Source organism: Octadecabacter arcticus 238 (assembly GCF_000155735.2).
GTDB classification, from domain to species: Bacteria; Pseudomonadota; Alphaproteobacteria; order Rhodobacterales; family Rhodobacteraceae; genus Octadecabacter; species Octadecabacter arcticus.
Genome location: NC_020908.1, coordinates 1496767 through 1519532, shown reverse-complemented (window position 1 = coordinate 1519532; position 22766 = coordinate 1496767). Strand labels below are relative to the sequence as shown.

Sequence of the window (22766 nt, the reverse complement as noted above, 5' to 3'; positions counted from 1 at the left end):
AAATGGACATGAGCAAAGACAACCTCAAAGGTTTTATGGGCAAAGGCGCAATCTGGGGCTTCATTGTTCTCGAATTGATCTTTTTCTCGATCGCGGGTGAATTCCTGTCGCTGTCCGACAAAGCGTTCATGGATTGGGACAACATGCTGTTGTTGTTCAAACAATCGGCACCCATCGGCATCATTGCGTTGGGCATGACCATCGTGATGATCAATGGCAATATTGACTTGTCCGTGGGGGCGACGTTTGCGCTCTGCGCGATTGTGATGCTCGATAGTATGACATGGTCAATCTTTGCCGGACTCGGCGATTGGGTGATCCCTATCGCGTGGCTGCTGGCGTTGATGACAGGCATGACGCTGGGGCTGATCAACGGGCTGATCGTGTGGAAAACGGGTGTCGATGCATTCATCGTGACACTCGGCTCAATGCTCGGATTTCGTGGGTTGGTGTTTATGTATAATGGTGAAAACCCGACCTCGAACCTGAATTGGACGCTGGTCGATATGGCCGAAGCCGACATTCTGGGCATCCAGACCCCGACGATCATTTTTGTGGTTTGCACAATCCTGATCTGGCTTTTGATGACCCGCACCGTGCATGGCCGCAATGCCTATGCCGTGGGTGACAATCGCGAGGCCGCCGTGAACGCGGGCATCCGCGTCGGGCCGCATATGGTGTGGAACTTTGTGTTGATCGGGTTCTTGGCCGCCTTGTCTTCGGTCGTGTTCTATTCATCAAGCGGATCGGTGAACCCCAATGATGGCACACTCTATGAACTCTGGGTCATTACGGCGGTCGTCCTCGGCGGCACCAAACTGGTTGGCGGCAGCGGGTCGGTGATCTCCACCTTCGGTGGCGTCATTGCGATCCAATTGTTGCGCAAGGGTCTGGGCCATATCGGGGCGGACACAGCCATGGTGAACCTTGTGATCGGGTTAATCCTGATCGCCGTTCTGTTTCTGGATCAACAGCTGAACCGCAAAGGTAAAGAGGAGTTAAAAGTATGAGCACCCCTGCCCTACGACTTGAAAATATCGTCAAAACCTTTCCCGGTGTACGCGCCCTTGACGGTGTCTCGTTTGAGGTTTTGCCCGGCGAAGTCCACGCCTTGCTGGGTGAAAACGGGGCTGGTAAATCGACATTAATGAAGGTGCTCGGCGGTATCTATCAGCCCGACGAGGGACAGATTTTCATTCAAGAACAGCCCGCCAAAATGATATCCCCCCTCAATGCGAAATCCAAAGGGGTCGTGTTCATCCACCAAGAACTCAGCCTTGCGGATGAATTGTCAGTTGCCGAAAACATCTATCTGGGGGAACTCCCCCGCAAGAGTTTCGGGCGCGTCGATTGGGCAAGTCTGTTTGCCAAATCCGGCGAAATCCTGAAACGTCTGAACTGCAATTTCACCCCGCAGACCCGCGTTGGCAGCTTGTCGATTGCCAACAAACAAATGGTTGAGATTGCCCGCGCGCTGACCGTCGACGCGAAAGCGGTGATTTTTGATGAACCCACTGCATCCCTGACGGATGCTGAAAAGGTCGTGCTGTTCGATATCATCAATGATTTGCGCGATCGCGGGGTTGGCGTGGTCTATATCTCGCACCGGATGGATGAGATTTTCACGATTTCGGATCGTATCAGCGTGTTGCGCGACGGGTCGTATCGCGGATCGCTGGTGACGGCTGACACAAACGAAGACGAAGTCACACAACTGATGATAGGGCGAAGCCTTGATCTGACCCACGCGATTGTCCCCGCCCAGATGGGTGATGTCGCCCTAAAGGTTGACGGACTGTCGTGCGGATCGCTGTTTCAAGACGTTAGTTTTCAGGTCCGCAGCGGCGAAGTTGTCGGGTTTTACGGACTGGTCGGTGCGGGACGGACCGAAATTGCCGAAACTCTGTTTGGCTTGCGCACGCCGACAGCGGGGCAAATTGAAATTGCAGGTCTGCCGGTCAAAATCACCTCACCCATTGACGCGATTGGCCATGGCATTTCGCTGGTGCCAGAGGATCGCAAAGAACAAGGCCTCGTGTTGGGGATGAATTGCCGTGACAACATGACCCTGCCGCAAGTCGGTCATCTGACGAACGGCCCGTTTGTGTCGTCCGCCAAAGAAGCCGCGATTTTCAACATTTATAATGAAAAGCTGGAGATCAAGACTCCAAGCTGGAAACAGAAAGCCGGCAACCTGTCGGGTGGCAACCAGCAAAAGATCGTCATCGGCAAATGGCTGTCGATGGCGCCGCGCGTCTTGATCGTAGATGAACCGACGCGCGGCATTGATGTGGGGTCAAAATCGGAAATCCACAATCTGATCCGCGCCTTGGCGGCGCAGGGCTATGCGATCATCGTGATCAGTTCCGAGATGCCCGAAGTTTTGCGCGTGTCCGACCGTGTCATCGCTATGTTCCACGGCAGGATCATGCGCGAATTCGGCGCAACCGAGGTGACCGAGGACAATCTGGTGCAGGCCATTTCCGGTATCGTGCCCGAAAAGGTGGCGTAATGCGCGTCGGCTTTGCAGGGCTGGGGCGGATGGGACAGCATATGGCCCGTAATCTGGCGTCTGCCGGATTTGATCTGGTGCTCTGGAACCGCACCCAAGCGGTCGCCAAAACTCTCGCCGAACAGGTCGGATGCGCGACAGCAAACACGCCACGCGATTTGGCCGAACGCTGCGACATTGTCATCACCATGCTCTCGGATGATGCTGCGTCCGAAACTGTTCATCTTGGTTCTGACGGGTTGTTTTTTGGGGCGCATGCCAAGCACTTCATCGAAATGGGCACGATGAGCCCGGATCACATTGCTGACCTCGTGGCCAATGCCCCCTTGGGCGCCAATGTGGTCGACGCGCCTGTGTCCGGTGCAACGCAAGCTGCCGCTGACGCCCAATTGTTGATTATGGCGGGGTGCACGTCGGATGCCGTTCAGCCCCTGATGCCGGTGTTCAATGCCATGGGACGAAAAGTCATTACACTGGACACATCCGGTGCGGGGGCGGTAATGAAACTGGCTGTCAATGCCATGATCCACGGGATCAACCAAACGCTCGCCGAAGCGATGACATTGACGCAGGCCCTCGGTATTGCGCCGGACCGTGCGTTTGACGTCATAGAAGCCTCTGCCGCCTGTGCGCCGATGCTGAAATACCGCCGCGCACTCTACCTTGATGAGGCCGCAAACGATGTCACGTTCACCGTGGCGCTTGCGCAAAAAGATATGGCCCTCGCCGCGGACCTTGCGCGCGCGAACGGCGTGGCAATGCCACAAGGTGCGGCAACATTGTCAGTTTTGACCAAAGCTATGGCCCAAGGGTTTCAAAACCGCGACATGGCCGCAATCCTGAATTTCATGAGAGAGGGAAACACATGAAAAAGGCAGCTTTATTCGCTGGTGGCTGGGAAGGACATGATCCAACCGCATTCGCCGATTGGTGTGCAAATTTACTGCGCGTCGAGGGGTTCGAAGTCGATGTTTACAACACTCTCACGCCTTTGGCTGATCCTGACACCCTATCAGACGTCGATCTGATCGTACCAATTTGGTCGTCCGCGCGATCTGGCCATAAGATCGAATTCGGCAATATGACCAAACCCGAAGAAGACGGGCTTCTCAAGCTGGTCGCGGCTGGCTGCGGTATCGGCGGGTGGCACGGGCATATGGGGGACGCATTTCGCGACCGCCCGACATATCATTTCCTGATCGGCGGGCAGTTCGTCGCCCATCCCCCCGGCTGGCCCGATAACCCCGTTCCGTCAGATGACTTCATCGACTATGACGTCACAATCACCGCACCGGATCATCCCATCGTCAACGGCATCGACAGTTTCCGCCTGCTATCTGAGCAATATTACATGCTGGTTGATCCAAACAACGATGTCCTTGCCACGACAACTTTTTCTGGCGATCACCTCTGGTGGATCGAAGGCGCGACCATCCCTGTCGTCTGGACGCGGCGTTGGGATCAGGGGCGTGTCTTTTATTGCTCGATCGGGCATACTCTGGATGATCTCAAGGTACGGCAAGTCACCGAAATCGTGCGCCGTGGACTGATCTGGGCCGCAAGACAGTAAGATAGATGACACATTTAACAATCGTAGCCGTCATTTTTGTCGACCTATCGCGCGTTGATAAAATCAAACACTTATTTAAGACGCTGATATGTATACTCCCGCGCCTGAATTGACCTGAGGTTTTCCCCTCAAATCACTTTGTATTCCTTGAGCGATATGACGCGGAAGTTGTCGGTGACGGTGTCGCGGAACTCTGGCTATTTTTCTGGCAGGGTCTTGCGGAAGAAGTCGAAAATGGCCTCTGTGAATTGGTTGAACGTTGCATAGTGCCGATTGTGGGTGACCCATTTGTGCATAACACCCCAAAGACGCTCGATCGGGTTGAGGTGCAGGGCATATGCTGGCAAGAAATGCAACTTCACCCGACGTTCTGGGCTGTCCAGCCATGGCTGTAGTATCTTGGCATGATGATAGCGGGCATTGTCGACAAAGACGTGGATGGCCGTCTTGGTTTGGTTGTTGCGTTCCAACTTTTCCAGCATCTGTCGGGTTGTCTGGGCATTGATCTTCTCGCCTTCCACAAAGGTGAACTGGAAAGTCTCAAGGTCAAGCGCGCCCTGAATGTTGAGCCGCTTGCGCCCTGATGTCGCCTTCAGGGCCGTCTTTTGTCCCTTGGGGAACCAACCATGGGCGGGGCGGCTCTGGTGTTCGGGGTGGACAGCGTCCGAAAAGACAACCATCTCATCTGCGGCCAACCCGTTCATCAGGGCCTCATATTTGGCAATAAACGCAGCCTGCTTGGCTTCATCGGCCTGTGCAGGCAGCAATTGTGGTTTCTTATACGCGAACCCCAGGCGGCGCATCAGCTTGGCGGCTCCCGACGTGCTGTAGTTTTGGTCGCACTCGGCTAGAACATAGGCACAGACCTCATCGGCATTGCGGGCAGGCTGCGCGGTGAAATGGGCTCTCACCGCCTGCTCTTGCACGACGGACAAATGACCCTGACGCTGGCTGTAGTCCTTCAGACCGAAAAACGATAGTCCCGCACCGGCAAAGGCAAACCGCCACTCCGTCAAAACTGTCGGGCCAATATCCAAAATCCGGCAAACCGTTCCGGCGTCTTCTCCTGCGTCCAAAAGAAGAAACGCGCGCGCCCGTTTCCAAACAGGGGCGTCAACTTTGCGGCGGCGGCAAAGCGCTTCAAGTGCTATGCGCTGCTCGTCGGATAAGGAGACTGTTTTGTATTGCTTGCTCATAAACTCAAAATACAGACTGAACCGCCTTTGGCCATGCGACGAAGTGAATCGCAGGCCCAAAATCGTCAGGTCAATTCAGGCGCAGGAGTATAGCCTAGACGAAATTATGGCTCGCTCTGGCTTCGATTGATTTACGTGATCATCCAGCTGAATACAGTCAAGCAGGCCAGGTTACATCGTGGCGCTTAGCGCAAATGCGCGAATGACAGGTGTATTGCCTCGGCCGCTTCCTATGAAGAATCCCACATTTAACGAGACGGACGACGATCTTCAGAAACGCTGTTATCATCCGTTCGACGGCTCTGGAACTTGGCGCTTTGCATAGGAACCGATCCCTTGGCCTGAGGTGCCCCTAGATTTGTAGACCCTTTGCTTGGTAATTTTGGAACCAAGGAGAGGCGGACATGAACAAAGGAATTCGGTTTACGGATGAGTTCAAGCGGGACGATGTGGCACAGGTTGTCGAGCGTGGATACGCGGTCAGCGAGGTTGCTGAACGGCTCGGGATCAGCACCAAGTCGCTGTACACGTGGAAGGCGCAGTTTTCGAAGTCACCGCATGAAAGAGCCGAGGTTTTGGATCAGGCTGTTGAGATAAGGTGGTTAAAGGGTGAACTGGCGCGGGTGACCCCCAGTGTGTCAGGGATGTTGTCCGCTGCTCTATTTTTCTCTAATTTTCAGGTGGGCGGATTAGGACAATGACATGGGATATTCACTGGAACGAAAAGCAGCTGTGCTGAAGCGGATGCTTCCGCCGAACAACGTGGCCATTCGGCAGCTTTCGCGGGAGGAAGGCATTTCGGCAGCGACGCTTTTCTCCTGGCGTGCTGAGGCGCGCAACAAGGGGCAGCTTTTGCCTGACGCTGATGCGAGCCCTGAGGGCTGGTCTTCACGTGACAAGTTTGCGGCGGTGTTGGAAACTGCTGCTCTGAACGAGGCTGACCTAGCCGAATACTGCCGCAAACGCGGCCTTTACCCGGCGCAGATTGCCATGTGGCGAGTTGCTTGCGAGCAGGCCAACGACTGGGACCGCACGAGTGCAGCACGTCTTGTGCGTGCGACCAAGGAAGACAAGAAACGGATGAAAGATTTGGAACGCGAGCTTGCTCGCAAGGATCGCGCACTGGCCGAAACTGCAGCACTGCTTGTTCTGCGAAAAAAGGCCTCAGCGATCTGGGGGGACGGAGAGGACGCATGATCAGCACCCCAGATCGCCAAACCGCAGTTGCTCTGATCAATGAGGCCGTCACCGCAGGAGCGCGGCGCGCCAAAGCCTGTTCCGAGTTGGAAATCAGCAAACGCACTCTGCGGCGCTGGACAAAAGACGGCGAGGTTCGCCCTGATAAGCGCCCCCTCGTGCCGCGTGCGGAACCAGCAAACGCGTTGAGTACGGCAGAACGCGCGGCTGTTCTAGATGTCTGTAATTCAAAGGAGTTCTCTAGCCTTCCCCCAAGTCAGATTGTGCCAAAGCTAGCCGATCAGGGTCGATATCTGGCCTCGGAATCGAGTTTCTACCGCATTTTGCGCGCCAATGGATTGCAGCATCACCGGGGTCGAGCCAAGTCCCCAGTCAAGCGTAAGAAGCCCACAAGCTATCAGGCCAGTGCGCCCTGTGAGGTCTGGACCTGGGACATTACCTGGATGCCGGGACCTGTCGCAGGCATGTTCTTCTATCTGTATCTGATCGTGGACATCTTCAGCCGGAAGATCGTGTGCTGGGAGGTCCATGAGCGTGAAAGTGCGGATCTGGCTGCCATTCTGATCCGGCAAGCAGTGCTAGCGGAGGGCTGTCAGTTGCGCCCCTTGGTTCTGCACGCTGACAACGGCAGTCCTATGAAGGGCGCCACGATGAAGGTGACGATGGAAAAACTAGGGATCACGGCCTCCTACAGTCGCCCTCGCGTAAGCAACGACAACCCTTTCTCAGAGGCGTTGTTCCGAACCTGCAAATACCGCCCGGACTGGCCGACCAAGGGCTTTGCCACCAAGGCGGATGCTCAAACCTGGGTCCAAACCTTCGCTGGTTGGTACAATAGTGAACACCTGCACAGCGCCATCCGCTTCGTCACGCCGAATGCGCGCCACGCAGGTCATGATCGTGCAACGCTCACAAATCGTGCCAATCTCTATGCCACTGCTCGCGCGCAAAACCCGCAACGCTGGTCAGGAAAAACCCGAAACTGGCAACCAGCAGGACCCGTCTGGCTGAACCCAGAAAACGAAATCAGCGCCTCTGAAATCAGAGACGCCGCATGAAATCGGCGGACAACACCTTTGACAAACACCGGACCCAGGAACGCACCATCTTAAAAAACCGTTCCGGGTTGGACCCCGCCTGTGCGCGGTAGAAACAGCCTGTGCTATAGTTGCGAGATGAAGGGTCGCGGCCGTTCGCTTATTGGTGATCTGCGTTAGGGTGGAACCCCGTTAAAAAACGTGGCCCATGGGTTCATGCGAACTTGAGGGTGGTGACACCTTTTACGGTGATCCCGATTAGGAAGATGACGGATTTGCATAACTCACATCCTTCTGTCGCCAACAGGAGAATTTAAGATGGCAAAGCAAAAGACCCGAAAGGCCCCGGCTCTTGAGACTGTGAACACAGGAGCCGCCGCCGTTGATATTGGTTCACGAGAACACATGGCAGCTGTGAACCCCGACGTGACAGATATGCCGGTTCGGGCGTTTGGGACGTTCACCCACGATCTGCATGATTTAGCCGCTTGGTTCAAATCTCACGGTGTCACAAGTGTTGCGATGGTATCCACGGGCGTCTATTGGATTCCAGCCTACGAGATACTGGAGCAGCACGGCTTCGAGATTATTCTGGTGAATGCTCGTTACGCCAAGAACGTGCCGGGCCGGAAGACGGACGTGAGTGATGCCAGTTGGTTACGACAGCTTCATTCCTACGGTTTGCTACGCGGTAGCTTTAGGCCAACGGCCCAAATTGCGACGCTGAGGGCATACCTACGCCAGCGCGGACGCCTGGTGGAATACGCAGCAGCCCACATACAGCACATGCAAAAAGCGCTGATGGAGATGAACTTGCAACTGCATCATGTCGTATCGGACATCACTGGTGTGACCACTTCCCAGCAGTTGAAACGCAGTTTCAATGAGAGGGGGCATCCGGATTATCCGTGCCCTTGTCGGCGGCGAACGCGATCTGGATATTTTGGCATCCTATCGCGATGTTCGCTGCCATGCCTCGGTCGAGACCATAAAAGCGGCCTTAAACGGCAATGATCGGCCCGAGCATATCTTCGCCCTTACGCAGTCTTTGGACCTCTACTACTTCTATCAGTCCAAGATGCTTGAATGTGATCGCAACCTTGAAGCCATGCTGGATGTTCTGGCCGCCGAACAGGAGCATGACCCCGGCCAATTGCCCAAAGCTCGGACCAAGACAAAGCAAGTTGGCACGCCGTCGTTCGATGTCCGCGCTGCACTCTTTGGTGTTCTTGGGCTCGACCTGACACAAATCCACGGGCTTGGACCGTCCCTGTCCCTCAAGCTGGTTGGAGAATGCGGAACCGATCTGTGCGCATGGCTGAGTGCTAAGCACTTCACATCGTGGCTCTGCTTGGCGCCCAGCAACAAGATATCAGGTGGCAAGATATTGTCGTCGCGCACAAGACGGTCGTCCAGCCGTGCCGCCGCCTTACTGCGGCTGGCAGCCGTCACAATCGGCCGTAGTGATACCGCTTTAGGAGCATTCTAACGACGTTTGGCTGCAAGGGCAGGGCGGAACGTGTCAACGACTTTGAGACAGTGGCTTTTGGACTTTAGGCTTGGGTTGCTTCGGTTGGTTTTGGTGGGTTGATCCAGACGGCGGTCGGGATTTGAGGCGGTTTTGGTGGTTTGTGTACGAAGCGTTCGGGCGTGGCGAGGAATGCCGCGTCTAGTGTTGCTTGTCGCGCGGTGTAGATTTCTTGGGCCTGCCCAAAATGGATTTGGTCGGGCGTCATCAGACCAATCCCGGCGTGATGATGGTCTTGGTTATACCATGCAAAGAACCTGCGGCAGAATGCGCGAGCCTGCTCGATGGTTTCAAAGTTCTTGGGGAACTCTGGCTGATATTTCAGTGTTTTGAAGTGGGCTTCGGAGAACGGGTTGTCGTTTGAGGTGTGGGGCCGACTGTGGAACTTGAGCACACCAAGATCAACCAGCATCAGGGCTGTCGTCTTTGCCTTCATGGGCCCACCGCGATCTGCATGCAATGTCAGCTGATCGCGTGGAACCTCGTGTTTTTCCATCGCGTCGATGAACAGCTCTTTGAACTGGCTGGCGCTCTCCGCGTGATCGACGCGCCAGCCAACAACGCGGCGGCTGAAGATGTCGAGGATGACATAGAGATAGAAGTAGGACCATTTCACCGGGCCCCTCAGCTTGGTGATGTCCCAAGACCAGACCTGATTGGGGGCTTCAGCTAGAAGTTTAGGCTTTTGATAGACGGGATGTGTGCGCTGTCGGCGGCGTTCGCCAACTTCGCCCTGCGCGGCCAATATCCGATACATCGTGCGGATTGAACACAGATAGGTGCCTTCATCCAGCAAGGTGGCAAAGACCTCTGTGGGCGTCTGATCCGCAAAGCGGGGTTCGCGCAGGTGGTGCAATACCTGGTCTCTTTCCCTTCCCGGCAGAGCCCGCGAAGACGCTGCGCGCGGTGGGCGTGTGCGTGGTGGTGCCGTCAGCGCCGCACGCTGTCGAAGAACGCTCGCGCGCGATAATGATAGCGCGGCGCAGACAGCCGAGGTCAAGCCGCTGCCGGTGGGCAATGCAATCGCGACGGCCATCATGATTTGCCGCTGCGCTCTTGCGTCTGCTCCATCTCGTCCAGAAGTCCCGCCACTTTTTTTTGGATGGCAATGATGGCTTCCGCCTGATCCAGACGGCGCCGCAAGGCTGTCACCTCACGGTTGGCCTTGGCCAGCTCAGCTTGCAATGGATTGGCAGGTGCCTTTTGTGGGCCACGGCGCATTGGCTGCAATGCACCCAATGTGCCGGCCGCCCGCGCACGGCGCCAATCGGTCAGTGCAGAGGAATAAAGCCCCTCCCGCCGTAGAATGGCGGAAACCCCGCCAGTGTCTGCCACTTGGTCCGTCTCATCCAGAATGCGCAGTTTGTATTTGGCTGTGAAGTTGCGTCGCTTCGGGATGCTCGTCAGTTCCGCTGTGGGAGCCAACGGCGCATTAACAACGCGGGGAGGCGACGTCGGGGCCAAAACGGCTCCAGATCCAGCATCTGGCGAAAGTGGTGATTGTGAAGGCATAACCATGGTTCTTCTCCTACGCCCTCAAGTGTAAACTTTAGCCAGTCAATTGTCTCACGCTTATTGGCACGGAGGGGCCAGCGTGGAAGTGCCTAAGCTTGTGTCACACTCAGCAGTGGTCAGCGCTCTTGATGGGAAGTTAGGCGATGATCAGAAGGCACTCGCCGAGGCAAGCGAGGCCGGCAATCGCAAGCAGCTCGAAACCGAAAAAGCTGAACTTGAGGATCGCCAGCACTTGCATGCCAACAAGGCACCTCTAGTGACGCGGCGGAACCTGATGGTTGTCGAGGCCGCCTACAAAAAGGCACTGACCCTTGTCAGGACGACCGGCATCACCAAGCTCGCCAATGAGCTTCTCGACACCCACCTGACCTCGGCGGTCGTAACGCGCTTTGACGCTGAGCGCAAAGAGTTCGGCATCGAGCACCTGAAGGTAGGGCTGACACGCAAGAGTGATCAAACCAAGGCCGAATACGAGACTGACACCCAGACGGCCCTGACCAAGGTCACATCGCAAATCCTGAGCGAAGGTGAGCAGAGGGCACTCGCACTCACCGGGTTTCTGACAGAGGTCGCGCTCACCGATGGATCGGGGCCAATTGTCATCGACGATCCGGTCTCGTCGCTCGATCGTGATCGCAGTATTCTCGTCGCCAAGCGGATCGCGCGAGAAGCAATGATGCGTCAGGTCATCGTCTTCACACACGACATCGTGTTCTTCAACGAGCTCTGCAAAGCCGCTGATTCAGTCGCGATCGAACCGGTAACAATCTCGCTTTTCAGCGATCAGGACGCAGCCGGCAAAATCGACGCCGCGGGCATGGTGTGGAAGGGCCTCAACGTGGCTAAGCGCATCGGTCAGATCAAATCCAAGTTTGCGCCGCTTCCCAAGCTCTATTCAAACAGCCCTTCGGACTATGAATATGAAATCAAAGGCCTCTACGGCCGGCTACGCGAAACCTACGAGCGCATGGTCGAAGAGACGATCTTTTCCGATATAGTTCGGCGCGGCACCGACGTCATCCAAACCCAACTGCTGCGCTATGTCACCTTGCCCGATGACCTTGCCATCCAGTTCCACGAGGGCATGACGCGCGCAAATACGCATAGCCACGACAATCCCGCCGCAGATACGGTGCCGCTGCCCACGCCAACGGAATTCACTACCCATCTCGCCGATCTCGAAGCGCTGATCACAGACTTCAAAACGGCCAAAAAGCAAGCCGAGACCAATCGGCCGCAGATGAGGCCGAAGAAATGAGGGGCTAACGCGAAGTAGAACTGAACCGAGCAACTCTTTCTCACGTGTTCACAATGCCTCATTCTCCGGGGCTTTCGGGTGGGCAGCATCGCAGCCGGTTCTGGCCGATGGCCCAGTCTCACCTCGAGCTCGCAACGAATGGCTTATATGCAAAGGTTTCAACAGATTGTTATGGCTTCCATAGACCGATGCACAAATAATGAACTGGCCGGAGGTATGTGGGTTCTGTTGGATGTGAAGGAGGAGACAAGCGATCGAATTCCAACTTTCGACAACTTCCACAGACAACGTATGGCTTCTTTACATGCAGGCGATACACCTCCACCTGCAGCAGTCTTCAGCCCATGAACGCAAGGTCTCTTTCACACCTTACGAATATGCCTGACCTTTTGGTGACCGAAGATGATCTGGCGTTTGTCTGTATAAATCATTCGTGATTAGTCGAATTGGTCTTAATGGCAGCATTTGTGGTTTTGGTGATTGATCTGCTTGCAGCCTTATTGCTTACGGGATTGGTTTATCTAATTTTCCGTCGGTGATGTTGTTCTTTGAATGTCATCTGCACTGTGCTTGTGCAGCTGAGGCTTCATATTAGCTACACCAGAGCACATCCATACTTGTTCGCGCTGTCGGTGTTGCTTTGGTGTGCTGAACGCACTGTGAGAGCGGGGTTTGAGCCGGATGGGTTTGTTCGCTCTCGAGTGTTTTATCTGCCTGAGACTGTGCTTGAGTCCGGATGTATGGCTGGTGTGTTTTCGATCCGCTTCTCTTCTCTTACTTACTTTCTTTCTTAAAGGTATATTATAATAATAGAAGAGAGACGGTTCTATTTTTGGGTGTGGTTTATCCATACTTTTGGGAGTGTTTTGGTGCTCTAATTGGTTCATCCGGAACCTAAGTTGTTGACAGATTTGGACGATAAAAAAGTTTTCCGGATGTCATGCAACAACTTGTTGCCTAAGTGGTTGATTTTATTGACAGAGGGTTGGTATATTGTTTGCCGTTCGTCAGCACTAGTTGTGAGTTTGTTTCCCTTTGTCAACAAAGTTTGTTTCCCTTTCGTGAGGTCAAGTGATGACATTCGGGTGTTCTGTCAACAAATTGCAACAAACCGCAACAACTTCGGTGGGTTCAACGGCGCCGTTTGAGCCTTCTGCTGCGGCCAATCACTAAACTCCAGAAACTTTAAGCTAATCATAGGACTGGCGAAGCAGGGGCGGTATACATGCTCGAGCCTGACCGCTTCGCCCTGACACTGCATAGGTCCGCGGGCCAGCGGTCCGAACCCTGCGTTAGTCGTGGTGCCATTGTGGAAACGATAAAGGCGCATAAGGCGTGGCTGTCATTGTTCGAGAGGCCGAGCGACATCCGGTCAGCAGACCTCAGGGACTACGATCCACAGAGGCGGCTGTTCGATATGAAATCCAACAAGATCCTGTCCGTCTGAGATTACTCACCACCGACTTTTTGGCGCTGGATACCGCACAATCTGCGGCCACTTCGCACCGCAACCCTGACAGACCGACCGCCGTTCGAACTCATGCCGATCAATATCAGAAGGCACTTCACCCAGCGTCACGTTAACCACACGCCCACATGAACAGCACGTCACAGTGACATGCGTGGTTTCGTCATGAAACAAGCGCGTGTCTAGATCAGCGGATGTTGCGTATCGTCTGCCCATCATAGGAACAATAAGCGAACATTGAGTGGGGTCAAGCGCTGACGATGGGTCAAGGCTTGCCCTTGATCGCCTGCCCCACCAGCATGACCAACCAACGGGTCAGATGAACTTGAGCCGGCGCGCAAAGCCGCTCATTCGCATAACGTCACTCGACGGCGCAGCGCAGGCGTCGGGGGTGGCGACAAAACTTGCGCTCTACGCGATGCGCAATCGATGCAGGAGTGGCTGATGCTTCATCTAAAAGCATCGCTGTGGCCTTGTGGTATCGCACGATAAAGCAACGACTATTATCAGAACAACCGAGCCAAAAGCAGCCTTATGGGTCGCCCTGCCATTTTCCATCAAAGATCAGATCGTCAAGCAGTGCGCGCTGGTTCCATCCTTTGACCTCCAGCTCGGGACGTTCATAAAGCTGATCAACATAGCCAAGACATAGGTAGCCAACGATCTCGATCCGGTCGGGGATCGCGAGAATACGCTTTAAGTCAGCATCATGGAAAATACTTACCCAACCCATACCGACGCCTTCAGCTCGGGCGGCAAGCCAAAGGTTCTGGATGGCGCAGACCGTGCTGTATAAATCCATGCTTTTGTTGTGGGTTCGGCCCAGCACGACATCACCGCCGCGCGTTCGATCACAGGTCACACAGATGTTCACTGGTGCCTTGCGAATGCCTTCCAACTTCAGCGACTGATATGTGGACTGCCGTTCACCGCTAAACATAGCGGCGGCTTCTTCGTTCGCGCCGCTAAAGGCCTTCCAAATCCGTTCACGGTCTGCCGAACTGCGGATGACGATGAAATTCCATGGCTGCACGAAGCCAACCGATGGCGCATGGTGCGCCGCATCAAGCAGTCTAAGTAATACCTCGTTCGGAAGTGGTTCGGGCAGGAATTGATCGCGCACATCACGGCGGGTGTAGATGGCTTTATAAACGGCATCGCGTTCGGATTCAGAAAAGGGTGCGGCCTGAGCCAGCGCTGACGTGTTTGGCATTGTTTGGTCCCCAACAATACGTGTAAACGCCCACCCCACCGTCCTCGTGGAATAGGCTGTGCTGTCTGGCCGGTCTTCTGACTTAGGTTCTTCTGATCACAGCGCCTTCCCGGATTACTCCAGTGGCATTCGCACAGATCATCACCTTTACAGCGTTGGGCACGTGCTGGACTTTCACCAACTTCCCGATTCTCCCACATAAGCAGGCACCAGACTGGCACAGTGACACATGATACAGGTTCGAGAACAAGGCTGAGTTCGTTCTGAACAGTAAAACCCGTTAAGGGTAAATCGGATTTAGTCGCAATCACGACTACAGATCCTCACCTCTCGCCCTTTCAATGTAAGTCGCAATGCCTGGACAGCTGCGAGAGTCGGAGATGGCACTCGATCATGGCTGAGCAGGCGCAGAAACTCGATCCAGGCGAGTTCATTATCGCTTAACTTGTGCATGGTTGGCTTTGACTGTCGTTGCATTGTCGGCTCCTACTTTCCAAATATCGATAGAATGGTCGAGCGCGCACGCGTCGTTACCGCCGGATCGCTGTTGCCAGACGCTTCGCGCAGCACCTCCAGCCATCCGACCTCATTGTGCGAAACGACAGTGCCAATCACCTCATCGTAAATACGAAACATCGTTTCGTTTCCATCCTGCGCCAATGCCAGTCTGAGCAGGTATTTGGGATCGACCTCTAATGCAGCGGCGAGTGTCGCAACCCGGTCCACTGCCAGCTTGGTATCACCGTTCTTGAGCATCGACAGCATATTGGGGTTGGTGAAGCCTGCTGCGATTGCAATATCTCGCTGGGTCTTTTTGTGGCGTAACTCCAGAATTCGGCGGTCGAGATAGATCGCGAGGTCTGAGGTTGCATGTGGTCCAGGTTTACGTGCCATGATCTTATTTCTCCTGATGATGACGTTGTTCTCATCAGTTTTTATAACAAGATCACAATGGGTTGAGCTTGGGTTTTGGTGGGTATTTCCCCGACCGTTGCAATATGAAGTGGTCCGGCAAAATTGGACAGCGTGCTAAGATGTAACCAACCTGAACGAATGGATACGAGAATGACAAAGCGTCAGAACTTTTCAGATACTTTTAAATCCGCTGTGGCGCTTGAGGCGCTGCGTGGGGACAAGACGGTTCAGGAGATAGCAGTCAAGCTGGATCAATTGGTGATCCTTGATCGCGTCTGGTAAGTGTTTTTGCCTAAATCGCGCAAGCCTCAGATCGGTTGGTATAAAGAAATCAACGCACCCAATATCCGGTCCCAGAAATGCCCAACGTTCACATCACCCTCGCAGAGATAAAGGAAGCGCACCGCAAGGCTGCGCAACTGGTGATTATTGATCACTTCTACCTACCGCTATTCGATCGGCTAGAACGTGAGATCGCAGACCATGAAAAAGCCAGCAGTCTCTTTGATCGCGCCAAGGCAATAGCGAACGGTTGAAGCGGCTTTTATTTTCGCGACAATCACCCTTACGCGCTGAAGGATAGACTGCTCTGATAAGAGAAGATTAACTTGATTGTATAGGCCTCTCTACAAAACGGCCATCGACACAAGGCGCAGCGAAAGTCGGGTCTGGGGCTCTAGATGATCGTTCTTGTTTGTTCGCCACAAGCACCTATCGTGTCAACAAAACGAAATGGAAATATTTGTATTATTTTGAATGCTGAAGATGCCCATTCGAGCAGCATTCAATTCAATACTGGGAGTATGCATGCTAAACAGCGAAATTGTATTCAGAGACGCTTATCGGATGTTTTGCATCTTCATGTCAGACAAGGCAATTTTTGACATGACCCCAGAGGATCAACAGGTTTGGGGAGGTTCGCAACGGTCAGAAGAGCCACTATTTAGGTTGCGTCATCAGTATATTGAAGACGAGGTCAACCATACCCTCATAAACTTGGCAATCTGCAACCGAACCCACATGGAGCGAAGGAAAGGACTGCATGGGGTCGATTATCCTAGTGCAGTTTGCGGAAAATTGACCAAAGATGTGGGTGCTGAGGGGGAGGAGGACATGTCTCTTCGAGAGGCATGCAACAAGATTATTCATGCAGAGAAACTCGTCGCGACCTTCCTTAAAGATGGCACGGTTTCAAGATTTTTTTCGGGAGAAATGGAGCCGATGCATCATGAAATGTGGTTATTTGGTGAATTCTTTGGAAAAAATTGGAAAGCAGAACTGGATGTGCTCGCTTTTCTTCGGGCAACGGCGGACAATTTCGAATTGTCTTAGAAGTAGGATGTTGGCCTTTCGGGCGGCAACTTTGTCTGCAAGGCAGACGATGAAGTTTGAAGGTCTGAGGGTCAGCTTTTGTCGCATCACATTATTAGAGCGCTACCTTCGAAACAAGCTCATGCATGTGCTCCAACGTAGCCCCTGAGCCATATCGTTCACGCTTCAAAGCATGGCCTAGCAGATCACGCCGAATTCGTTCATCGACACCAGCCGCAAGCAATCGATCCTCAAACCCATGCCGCAAGCTGTAAAGCGTATGATCCGGCGTTTCGCACAGACCATTACCGCGCAAAAACTTGTTCACGACAGCAGACAAACCTGCCGATGATCCACGGTAGCGCGGGAACCCGTCTGGGAAGCCCCTTAGAGCCTCAAGTGATACGCCAGTCAAAGGTATGACCCGCCTGGCGTTGGGGCTCTTTAGCTGGCGCCCTACGGCCTCAATAGAGATATGTGGCACAGCGCAATCCAACCGAATGCACTCAGACGTCAAAGCGGCAACTTCAGATGGCCGCGCACCTGTGTTCACCATGACCTTCAAAATTGCCTCTGCCTGATCGTTCAATCTCGCAAGAGCATCTGGCGCCAACAGTTTTTCCGTGATCCATTTCGCGGAGAACGGTGGCCGCGTTCCTGGGGGATGTCCCGTACGATGTTGAAAATCGGGCGAGTGGCGCTGCTTGATTGATGGTTAGGCGACGTCCTTGATTTGGTCAAGCATTACGGTATTGCGATGATCTAGCAAAGCTTGCTTGAGAATGGGGAGTTGCTTGTAGGCCTTTAGGCGGCGGAAGCCTTTCGCGGCTTCCAGCATACCAGCCCCTGTCCAGCGCAGCGCCATTTTTGCATCGCGCCAGCGTTTGACGTTTCGACAGACCTGTCGGATCACGCTGTTCATAGATTCAATGATGTTGGTGCTGGCCAATGAGCGTCTCAATTCCACAGGTAGCCCCAACCTAACAACAGTTAGAATTTCGTCTAGGCCCTCAAGGATCGACTTTGAAACGTCCGGAGCCTCAAGCTCTAGTCGCTGGGCAAGATTCCGCATCAACCGCTCGGCTTTGTCGGCATCATCAAGCTCCCATGCTTGCTTCAGCGCGCGGCGTACGGAGGCGTGCAGCTTTGGAGGAAGCCTGTCAGTTATGTTGCGGGCCTTGTGTATCTGGCATCTTTGGATGGGAATATCGGCACCAAATGTGCGCCGAATTGCCTTGGTCAGTGCCTTAGCCCCATCTACGATGAACAAATAGCAGCCCGCTGGATCGAGCCCACGCTCTATCAGATTGTCCAAAAGCGCCTGAACCGTCGCGGCGTTCTCGGTCGCCCCTTCAATGACGCCCAGAGGGTGCTTTTCGCCTGAAACCTCCACACCCACGGCCGCAAGCACCAACAAATGATCGTCCAAATGCAGCCCGTCGATCTGGATCGCTACAAGGTCAAGCTCCGATAGATCAGATGACATCCACTCATCCAGGCGCGCTTGGGTGAGTGCTTTGAAGCGACGCGAAACTGCTGACCTGGACAGCCCGCTCCCTGCCTTATTAGGCACCTTCGCTTCGGGCAGCCGTACAGCTCGGTCATACTTACGGGTGGAAACATTCATCAACATTAGGCTCATTGCCCATTGTTCAAGGAAGCCACCCGAGGAGGCCTCTTCCCAGCTCGGCAGGACAATCTCTTTACCGGTCACTTTATCGCGCACACGGGCGCGCTCCAGCTCAATCTTCCCACCATGGAACCCAACCTGACCTTTCGCGGTGCCCCATCTGTGGCCAGGCTTGTCAGTGCAATGCTCGTATCGGCCACCCGCCAGCGTATCTGCGTCCTCACCAAACATCTGAACCAGACTGGCGACGCCCGCCGTCAGGCAGAACTGCTCGAAGCTCTCGCCAACTTTGTCCCAGGCTGTTTCCACGAGTTGATGAACATTCGACGCGCTGGCAAGTCCAGCGCTTGCTGTGATAGTCTTCTTCATGGTGTTGCTTCCTTTTGCGATTAAACACCCAGAGCCTACGGCTCAGGGGAAGCAACGCCACCCTAAATTAAAATTTCAACATTCTTCGGGACATTCCCCGTTCCTGCCTCACCATTCTTAAACGACAGATCGGACAAGGGCAGCACAAGCCCCAGCCGCTTCATGCGGTTTACGGTTTTAAGAACGTCACCGAAGTGGATTAAGTCTTTGTTGGCGGCGTTGGTGCTGACCTCGCCAGCGGATATCCGATCCCACCACCAAACACGAAACTCTAACATATCATCACCGGTAATCTCGCTGATCGCTTTATCACCCACGACCGCGATAAAGTTTTTCACAGCCTTGATCCTTGGATTTTTCCAGCGCCGCATCTGATCGGTTGATTTGCCAAGCGTCTTGTCCGCGGCAAGCGTCCAATACAGATCAAGAGCCGCGCTAACAGTTAAAGCGCTTGCACCAGCCCCACCAAGCACCGCAGCTGCCTCGAGACGATCCGGAATTCCCCCGCTTGTTATCGGCACCGCTTTGAACCTATCGATAATCTCCTTAAGCGGTAGATCAGCAACCTTGCCAACGTCCAGATATCGGAACCCACGCACAGCTGCCAATTCCCTTGCCGCGTCGAAACGCTTCACCGCATCGACTTGATCACCAGCCAACCGCGCTTCCCATGCCTCGATGAACTGCGACCATGCACCGGTCGCTTTGCCTTCAGCCAATGACTTTGAATCGGTATGCAGAGACAGCCAAACAAAAGTCCGGCTTTCAATCGATGCATAGCGCTTAGGCACTCGCTTATAGAGCTGGAAGGATTTACCGCGCATCTTGATCATAACAAGCCCCTTTTACCTACTTGCAAAGTATATCGAAGTGTAACGTGCAATGTATACTGAACGACTACCGGCTGACGCCGGTAGGTTCCCTTTTTGAATGTAATTCAAGATACTGAAGTATGACAGCGTCAGTGACATTGCCGCTGGTTGTTGAGAAAAATCCGCGAGCCCAAAACCGCTGGCCCCAGTACCGTTTGCGCAGTTCGGGAAACTCGCGCTGTATCTTATAAGACGAGCGTCCCTTGATCCGCATCATCACCTTTGACAATGCTATCTGAGGCGGGACCGATATGAACATGTGGACGTGATCGGTCGACAATACGCCCTTCTCAATATGCACGCCAAGTTCTTGGCATGTTTGGATAATGATTTCACGGATACGCTCACGCATCTCACCGCGCATAACTTTGTATCGGTATTTTGTTGTCCAGACGACGTGAAACCGGTGATAAAATTTGGTATGGCTTCCTGTGGAATAGATCATAATCTTCCCTCTCATTTTTAAGACCCTTACCGCTTCGCGGGGTCTTAAAAATGAGAGGGAAGATTATAGTACATTACGCTAAAGCGGACCGGCTGGAAGCCGGTGGCTTTAATCCCGTTTGTGGAAAGTAAAAACGGGACTCACAAAGAGACAAATATCCATAAAACTTTAATAAAATAGGTATTTTCAGATACTTAAGTGGTGTGCAATGTAGGGCAATTGGCGGAGAGACAGTCCGCCTACTCCAGTTCCAGACCATACCGAAAACATCTTAAAAACAATCTGTTACGTTCAAATGGCGTCTTGATTGTTCCTGTGACGTCCCCCATATTCCAGATATGAATGGGGGACGTAATGGCGGACGCAAATCAGGAAATCGAACGGACCGAACCGAACAAGCACCCTAACAAGGCGCTGTCGGCAGCATTCGTCCGCACAGCGACCACACCCGGCAAATACAACGACGGTCACGGTCTGTTTCTCAAAGTAGTTACTTCAGGCGCAAAGCGTTGGGTTCAACGCATTGTGGTTCGTGGCAAGCGAACCGAGATTGGATTAGGCAGTGCATCTCTTGTGAGCCTAGCAGAGGCGCGGGAAACGGCGTTGGAGAACCGCAAGCTGGCCCGTGCAGGCGGAGACCCGCTACAGGCTAAACGCACCTCAGAGGCGCTGCTGACGTTTGAGGAAGCATCCCGCAAGGTCCACAAAATCCATGAACCAACATGGCGCAACAAAAAACACGCCGCTCAATTCCTCTCTACTTTAGAGACATATACCTTCCCCCGCATGAGCAATCTTAAGGTATCAGAGGTCACAACGGCGGACGTGCTGGCTGTGTTGCAACCAATCTGGCTTGAAAAGCCCGAAACTGCCAAACGGGTTCGCCAACGTATCGGCACGGTCATGAAGTGGGCTGTTGCGAACGGCTGGAGACAGGACAACCCAGCGGGGGCAATTTCGCAAGCACTGCCCAAACAGAAACAACCCGTGAAGCACCGTAAATCCTTGCCGTACGATGAGGTTTCAGGCTGTCTGGTTGCTGTTCGCAGCTCCCGTGCGTTCAATGCCACCAAACTTGCACTAGAGCTCACTGTTTTGACCGCCTGTCGGTCTGGCGAGGTGCGCTTGGCCGAATGGTCAGAGATTGATCTCGCGAAGGCAGAATGGACCATCCCCGCCCAGCGCATGAAAGCAAGCAAAGAACACCGCATCCCCCTGTCAGGCCGCGCTGTCGAAGTATTAGAAGCAGCCAAGGCGCTGGACGATGGAACTGGATTGGTTTTCCCAAGCACCACGGGCAACCCGCTGTCAGATATGACTCTATCGAAGTTGGTCAAAGGGCTTGGATATGACGTGGACGTTCACGGGTTCCGTACGTCCTTCAAAACTTGGTGTCAGGAACGCACCACCACCGCCCGCGAAGTGTCGGAGGCAGCATTGGCACATAGTATTCAGAATAAGGCAGAGGCGGCCTATGCGAGGTCTGACTTGTTTGAAAAGCGTAGAAAACTGATGGAACAATGGAGTTGCTTCGTTGCTGAGCCTTCGAGCGCGGTTCTTGTTAGGATAGCTAAATGATTTGGCCAGAAGGACGAACAGGTCTAGCAGAGGTTTGGCTCTGGGTAGACGAATTAACCCAAGCAACATTTTCCGATTCCGATATCAGACGGTTCTTCCCACACATGAACTTTCCTGATGAAGCATCAACCAGACGAATGTTGAGTTGGATGTCAGAAACTTTGTTTAATAGTATTCTTGAAGAATGTGGTTCGCTGGCTGTCACCTCAAACAAAGGAACAACGCTGTGCATTTCAAGCGTAATTTTAGAAAGAGGTTCATTATACCCAGGGGCCAAAGCGGCACTTGGATTTTCATCAAACGAATTAGGATTGATTTTTATACACCCCACCCACTTTTTTGTAACGCTTGCCCTCTGGGAAAACCTTGCCGCCAAAGTGTTTGAAGCAAACCTCGACCCTGAGGAATTCGAACTTTTTTCATCCTTTGCGCATCGGTTAAGAGATTTTGAAGGTTGGGGACTATCTATTATTACGGAGGATGTCCCCCGCAATGAAGAACAAATTCAACAAGCTGCCAAAATTTGGTCGGTTGGAAAGCCTGATGTACTGAATGATACAGAGAAAGTCGGGCGGCCACCTCGGATACCGAAAATTGCTGAACGTTTACGCGTTTTGTACCCTGACCGTTCTTTGAGACCACCTTGGAAGAACATTCAACGCGCGCTCAAAGATGAGGGTGAAGAAGCCAGTGAGAGGACTATTCAGCGTGCTTGGAATACAATTCCCGACAAAACCCCATGACAAAATCATCATCTGACCTCAAATGTACGACTAAACTGCAAGATTTCTTCGACAATATCTGAAATTGGGTTCTGACGCTTTTGACGTTCTAAAAATTCCAGTGGGACTGGCACATATTACCAGCACAGCCGCATTATCCCGAAAGGAACCGCGACGTGCCAGAAAATCACCTACGCCGCCCCGCCGTTGAAGCCGCAACTGGTCTTAGCCGCTCAAGTCTTTATGCAATGATGGGCAGCGGAGACTTCCCCCGCCCTATCCGTATCGGTCGCCGTGCTGTCGCATGGCCCGAAAGCGCCGTCCTTGCATGGCTGGCAGACCGCCCTAGCGCGGTCCCCGCCCGTAAATAGAACAACGCCCACGCAGTTTTGAAACTGGCGCGGGCGCTGGGCAGTCTAAGCAACACAAG

The 22766-nt window shown here is 53.6% G+C and carries 21 protein-coding genes, 2 pseudogenes and 1 riboswitch; of the genes and pseudogenes, 15 read left to right on the top strand and 8 right to left on the bottom strand.

Annotation, left to right across the window (positions count from 1 at the left end; translation table 11 throughout):
* Positions 1-8 precede the first annotated feature (8 nt).
* Genes OA238_RS07950 through OA238_RS07935 form a run of 4 tightly spaced genes read left to right on the top strand, consistent with a single transcriptional unit; the run spans position 9 to position 4082 of the window.
* Positions 9-1010 (top strand): ABC transporter permease, encoded by a 1002-nt coding sequence (locus tag OA238_RS07950; RefSeq protein WP_044038100.1) that lies wholly within the window; start codon positions 9-11, stop codon positions 1008-1010.
* Positions 1007-2512 carry a sugar ABC transporter ATP-binding protein gene (locus tag OA238_RS07945; protein WP_015494789.1) on the top strand — a complete coding sequence of 502 codons (1506 nt, stop codon included), beginning with the start codon at positions 1007-1009 and terminating at the stop codon, positions 2510-2512. The genes OA238_RS07950 and OA238_RS07945 overlap by 4 nt, the downstream gene beginning before the upstream one ends.
* On the top strand, positions 2512-3381 hold the full coding sequence (locus OA238_RS07940; protein ID WP_015494788.1) for an NAD(P)-dependent oxidoreductase: 870 nt from the start codon (positions 2512-2514) through the stop codon (positions 3379-3381). Before OA238_RS07945 ends, OA238_RS07940 begins: the two co-directional genes overlap by 1 nt.
* The gene (locus OA238_RS07935) at positions 3378-4082 is read left to right on the top strand and encodes a ThuA domain-containing protein (protein ID WP_015494787.1); all 705 of its coding nucleotides are present in this window, start codon (positions 3378-3380) and stop codon (positions 4080-4082) included. Before OA238_RS07940 ends, OA238_RS07935 begins: the two co-directional genes overlap by 4 nt.
* Positions 4083-4210: 128 nt before the next feature.
* Here OA238_RS07935 and OA238_RS07930 read toward each other — a convergent pair.
* Positions 4211-5278: pseudogene (locus OA238_RS07930) on the bottom strand (IS630 family transposase).
* Positions 5279-5682: 404 nt separating this feature from the next.
* Between OA238_RS07930 and OA238_RS07925 the strand changes: the two are divergent.
* The 4 genes and pseudogenes from OA238_RS07925 to OA238_RS33610 all read left to right on the top strand — a co-directional run bounded on the left by OA238_RS07925 (position 5683) and on the right by OA238_RS33610 (position 9001).
* The gene (locus tag OA238_RS07925) at positions 5683-5979 is read left to right on the top strand and encodes a transposase (protein ID WP_044036493.1); all 297 of its coding nucleotides are present in this window, start codon (positions 5683-5685) and stop codon (positions 5977-5979) included.
* Between the two features lies 1 nt (position 5980).
* Positions 5981-7533, top strand: a protein-coding gene (locus OA238_RS07915; RefSeq protein ID WP_245581464.1) for an IS3 family transposase whose coding sequence is annotated in 2 segments (ribosomal slippage) — positions 5981-6449 and positions 6449-7533 — 1554 coding nt in all. Because the reading frame shifts where the segments join, the coding sequence is not laid out codon by codon here.
* 297 nt (positions 7534-7830) lie between these two features.
* Positions 7831-8262 (top strand): annotated as a pseudogene (locus OA238_RS33615) (IS110 family transposase); the annotation flags it as partial.
* 133 nt (positions 8263-8395) lie between these two features.
* The gene (locus OA238_RS33610; protein ID WP_245581463.1) at positions 8396-9001 is read left to right on the top strand and encodes a transposase; all 606 of its coding nucleotides are present in this window, start codon (positions 8396-8398) and stop codon (positions 8999-9001) included.
* A 64-nt stretch (positions 9002-9065) separates the two neighbouring features.
* Here OA238_RS33610 and OA238_RS07905 read toward each other — a convergent pair.
* Positions 9066-10558 (bottom strand): IS3 family transposase gene (locus OA238_RS07905; protein ID WP_085982737.1). Its coding sequence is split into 2 segments (ribosomal slippage): positions 9066-10108 and positions 10108-10558, totalling 1494 coding nucleotides; the frame shifts between segments, so codons are not numbered across the junction.
* 76 nt (positions 10559-10634) lie between these two features.
* Here OA238_RS07905 and OA238_RS07895 point away from each other — a divergent pair.
* On the top strand, positions 10635-11813 hold the full coding sequence (locus tag OA238_RS07895) for an AAA family ATPase (RefSeq protein WP_015494782.1): 1179 nt from the start codon (positions 10635-10637) through the stop codon (positions 11811-11813).
* 2000 nt (positions 11814-13813) lie between these two features.
* Here OA238_RS07895 and bluB read toward each other — a convergent pair.
* Together bluB and OA238_RS07870 are read right to left on the bottom strand one after the other, a co-directional pair.
* Positions 13814-14494 (bottom strand): 5,6-dimethylbenzimidazole synthase, encoded by a 681-nt coding sequence (gene bluB, locus OA238_RS07875; protein WP_015494781.1) that lies wholly within the window; start codon positions 14492-14494, stop codon positions 13814-13816.
* Between the two features lie 51 nt (positions 14495-14545).
* Positions 14546-14723, bottom strand: a riboswitch (cobalamin riboswitch).
* 257 nt (positions 14724-14980) lie between these two features.
* On the bottom strand, positions 14981-15388 hold the full coding sequence (locus OA238_RS07870) for a helix-turn-helix domain-containing protein (protein ID WP_015494780.1): 408 nt from the start codon (positions 15386-15388) through the stop codon (positions 14981-14983).
* A gap of 171 nt (positions 15389-15559) precedes the next feature.
* Between OA238_RS07870 and OA238_RS34450 the strand changes: the two genes are divergently transcribed.
* The 3 genes from OA238_RS34450 (at position 15560) to OA238_RS07860 (ending at position 16741) form a co-directional block, all read left to right on the top strand.
* Positions 15560-15691 (top strand): hypothetical protein, encoded by a 132-nt coding sequence (locus OA238_RS34450; RefSeq protein WP_275450495.1) that lies wholly within the window; start codon positions 15560-15562, stop codon positions 15689-15691.
* Positions 15692-15768: 77 nt separating this feature from the next.
* Positions 15769-15945 carry a hypothetical protein gene (locus OA238_RS32630; protein WP_187293164.1) on the top strand — a complete coding sequence of 59 codons (177 nt, stop codon included), beginning with the start codon at positions 15769-15771 and terminating at the stop codon, positions 15943-15945.
* 271 nt (positions 15946-16216) lie between these two features.
* A complete protein-coding gene (locus OA238_RS07860) occupies positions 16217-16741 on the top strand; it encodes a hypothetical protein (RefSeq protein WP_144055862.1) in 525 nt (174 codons plus the stop codon).
* Positions 16742-16835: 94 nt separating this feature from the next.
* On the opposite strand, the gene OA238_RS07855 is transcribed toward OA238_RS07860, so the two are convergent.
* The 4 genes from OA238_RS07855 to tnpA all read right to left on the bottom strand — a co-directional run bounded on the left by OA238_RS07855 (position 16836) and on the right by tnpA (position 20036).
* Entirely contained in the window at positions 16836-17285 is a 450-nt protein-coding gene (locus tag OA238_RS07855) for a site-specific integrase (protein WP_338042836.1), read from the bottom strand.
* A gap of 150 nt (positions 17286-17435) precedes the next feature.
* Complete coding sequence (locus OA238_RS07850) at positions 17436-18719, bottom strand: IS256-like element ISOan3 family transposase (RefSeq protein ID WP_015494779.1); 1284 nt, start codon at positions 18717-18719, stop codon at positions 17436-17438.
* 62 nt (positions 18720-18781) lie between these two features.
* Entirely contained in the window at positions 18782-19552 is a 771-nt protein-coding gene (locus tag OA238_RS07845) for a hypothetical protein (protein ID WP_187293163.1), read from the bottom strand.
* 64 nt (positions 19553-19616) lie between these two features.
* Positions 19617-20036, bottom strand: coding sequence for an IS200/IS605 family transposase (gene tnpA, locus OA238_RS07840; protein ID WP_015494130.1), 420 nt, complete (start codon positions 20034-20036; stop codon positions 19617-19619).
* Positions 20037-20390: 354 nt separating this feature from the next.
* Between tnpA and OA238_RS07835 the strand changes: the two genes are divergently transcribed.
* The 3 genes from OA238_RS07835 to OA238_RS07825 all read left to right on the top strand — a co-directional run bounded on the left by OA238_RS07835 (position 20391) and on the right by OA238_RS07825 (position 22707).
* Positions 20391-21614 (top strand): tyrosine-type recombinase/integrase, encoded by a 1224-nt coding sequence (locus OA238_RS07835; protein ID WP_015494778.1) that lies wholly within the window; start codon positions 20391-20393, stop codon positions 21612-21614.
* Positions 21611-22357 (top strand): hypothetical protein, encoded by a 747-nt coding sequence (locus tag OA238_RS07830; RefSeq protein ID WP_044036481.1) that lies wholly within the window; start codon positions 21611-21613, stop codon positions 22355-22357. Before OA238_RS07835 ends, OA238_RS07830 begins: the two co-directional genes overlap by 4 nt.
* A gap of 155 nt (positions 22358-22512) precedes the next feature.
* A complete protein-coding gene (locus OA238_RS07825) occupies positions 22513-22707 on the top strand; it encodes a helix-turn-helix transcriptional regulator (RefSeq protein ID WP_015494777.1) in 195 nt (64 codons plus the stop codon).
* Positions 22708-22766: the final 59 nt, after the last annotated feature.

Coding starts and splice junctions, on each gene's coding strand:
- OA238_RS07950 (WP_044038100.1), top strand. CDS start 9: ATGAGCAAAGACAACCTCAAAGGTTTTATGGGCAAAGGCGCAATCTGG.
- OA238_RS07945 (WP_015494789.1), top strand. CDS start 1,007: ATGAGCACCCCTGCCCTACGACTTGAAAATATCGTCAAAACCTTTCCC.
- OA238_RS07940 (WP_015494788.1), top strand. CDS start 2,512: ATGCGCGTCGGCTTTGCAGGGCTGGGGCGGATGGGACAGCATATGGCC.
- OA238_RS07935 (WP_015494787.1), top strand. CDS start 3,378: ATGAAAAAGGCAGCTTTATTCGCTGGTGGCTGGGAAGGACATGATCCA.
- OA238_RS07925 (WP_044036493.1), top strand. CDS start 5,683: ATGAACAAAGGAATTCGGTTTACGGATGAGTTCAAGCGGGACGATGTG.
- OA238_RS33610 (WP_245581463.1), top strand. CDS start 8,396: ATGAGAGGGGGCATCCGGATTATCCGTGCCCTTGTCGGCGGCGAACGC.
- bluB (WP_015494781.1), bottom strand. CDS start 14,494: ATGCCAAACACGTCAGCGCTGGCTCAGGCCGCACCCTTTTCTGAATCC.
- OA238_RS07870 (WP_015494780.1), bottom strand. CDS start 15,388: ATGGCACGTAAACCTGGACCACATGCAACCTCAGACCTCGCGATCTAT.
- OA238_RS34450 (WP_275450495.1), top strand. CDS start 15,560: ATGACAAAGCGTCAGAACTTTTCAGATACTTTTAAATCCGCTGTGGCG.
- OA238_RS32630 (WP_187293164.1), top strand. CDS start 15,769: ATGCCCAACGTTCACATCACCCTCGCAGAGATAAAGGAAGCGCACCGC.
- OA238_RS07860 (WP_144055862.1), top strand. CDS start 16,217: ATGCTAAACAGCGAAATTGTATTCAGAGACGCTTATCGGATGTTTTGC.
- OA238_RS07850 (WP_015494779.1), bottom strand. CDS start 18,719: ATGAAGAAGACTATCACAGCAAGCGCTGGACTTGCCAGCGCGTCGAAT.
- OA238_RS07845 (WP_187293163.1), bottom strand. CDS start 19,552: ATGATCAAGATGCGCGGTAAATCCTTCCAGCTCTATAAGCGAGTGCCT.
- tnpA (WP_015494130.1), bottom strand. CDS start 20,036: ATGATCTATTCCACAGGAAGCCATACCAAATTTTATCACCGGTTTCAC.
- OA238_RS07835 (WP_015494778.1), top strand. CDS start 20,391: ATGGCGGACGCAAATCAGGAAATCGAACGGACCGAACCGAACAAGCAC.
- OA238_RS07830 (WP_044036481.1), top strand. CDS start 21,611: ATGATTTGGCCAGAAGGACGAACAGGTCTAGCAGAGGTTTGGCTCTGG.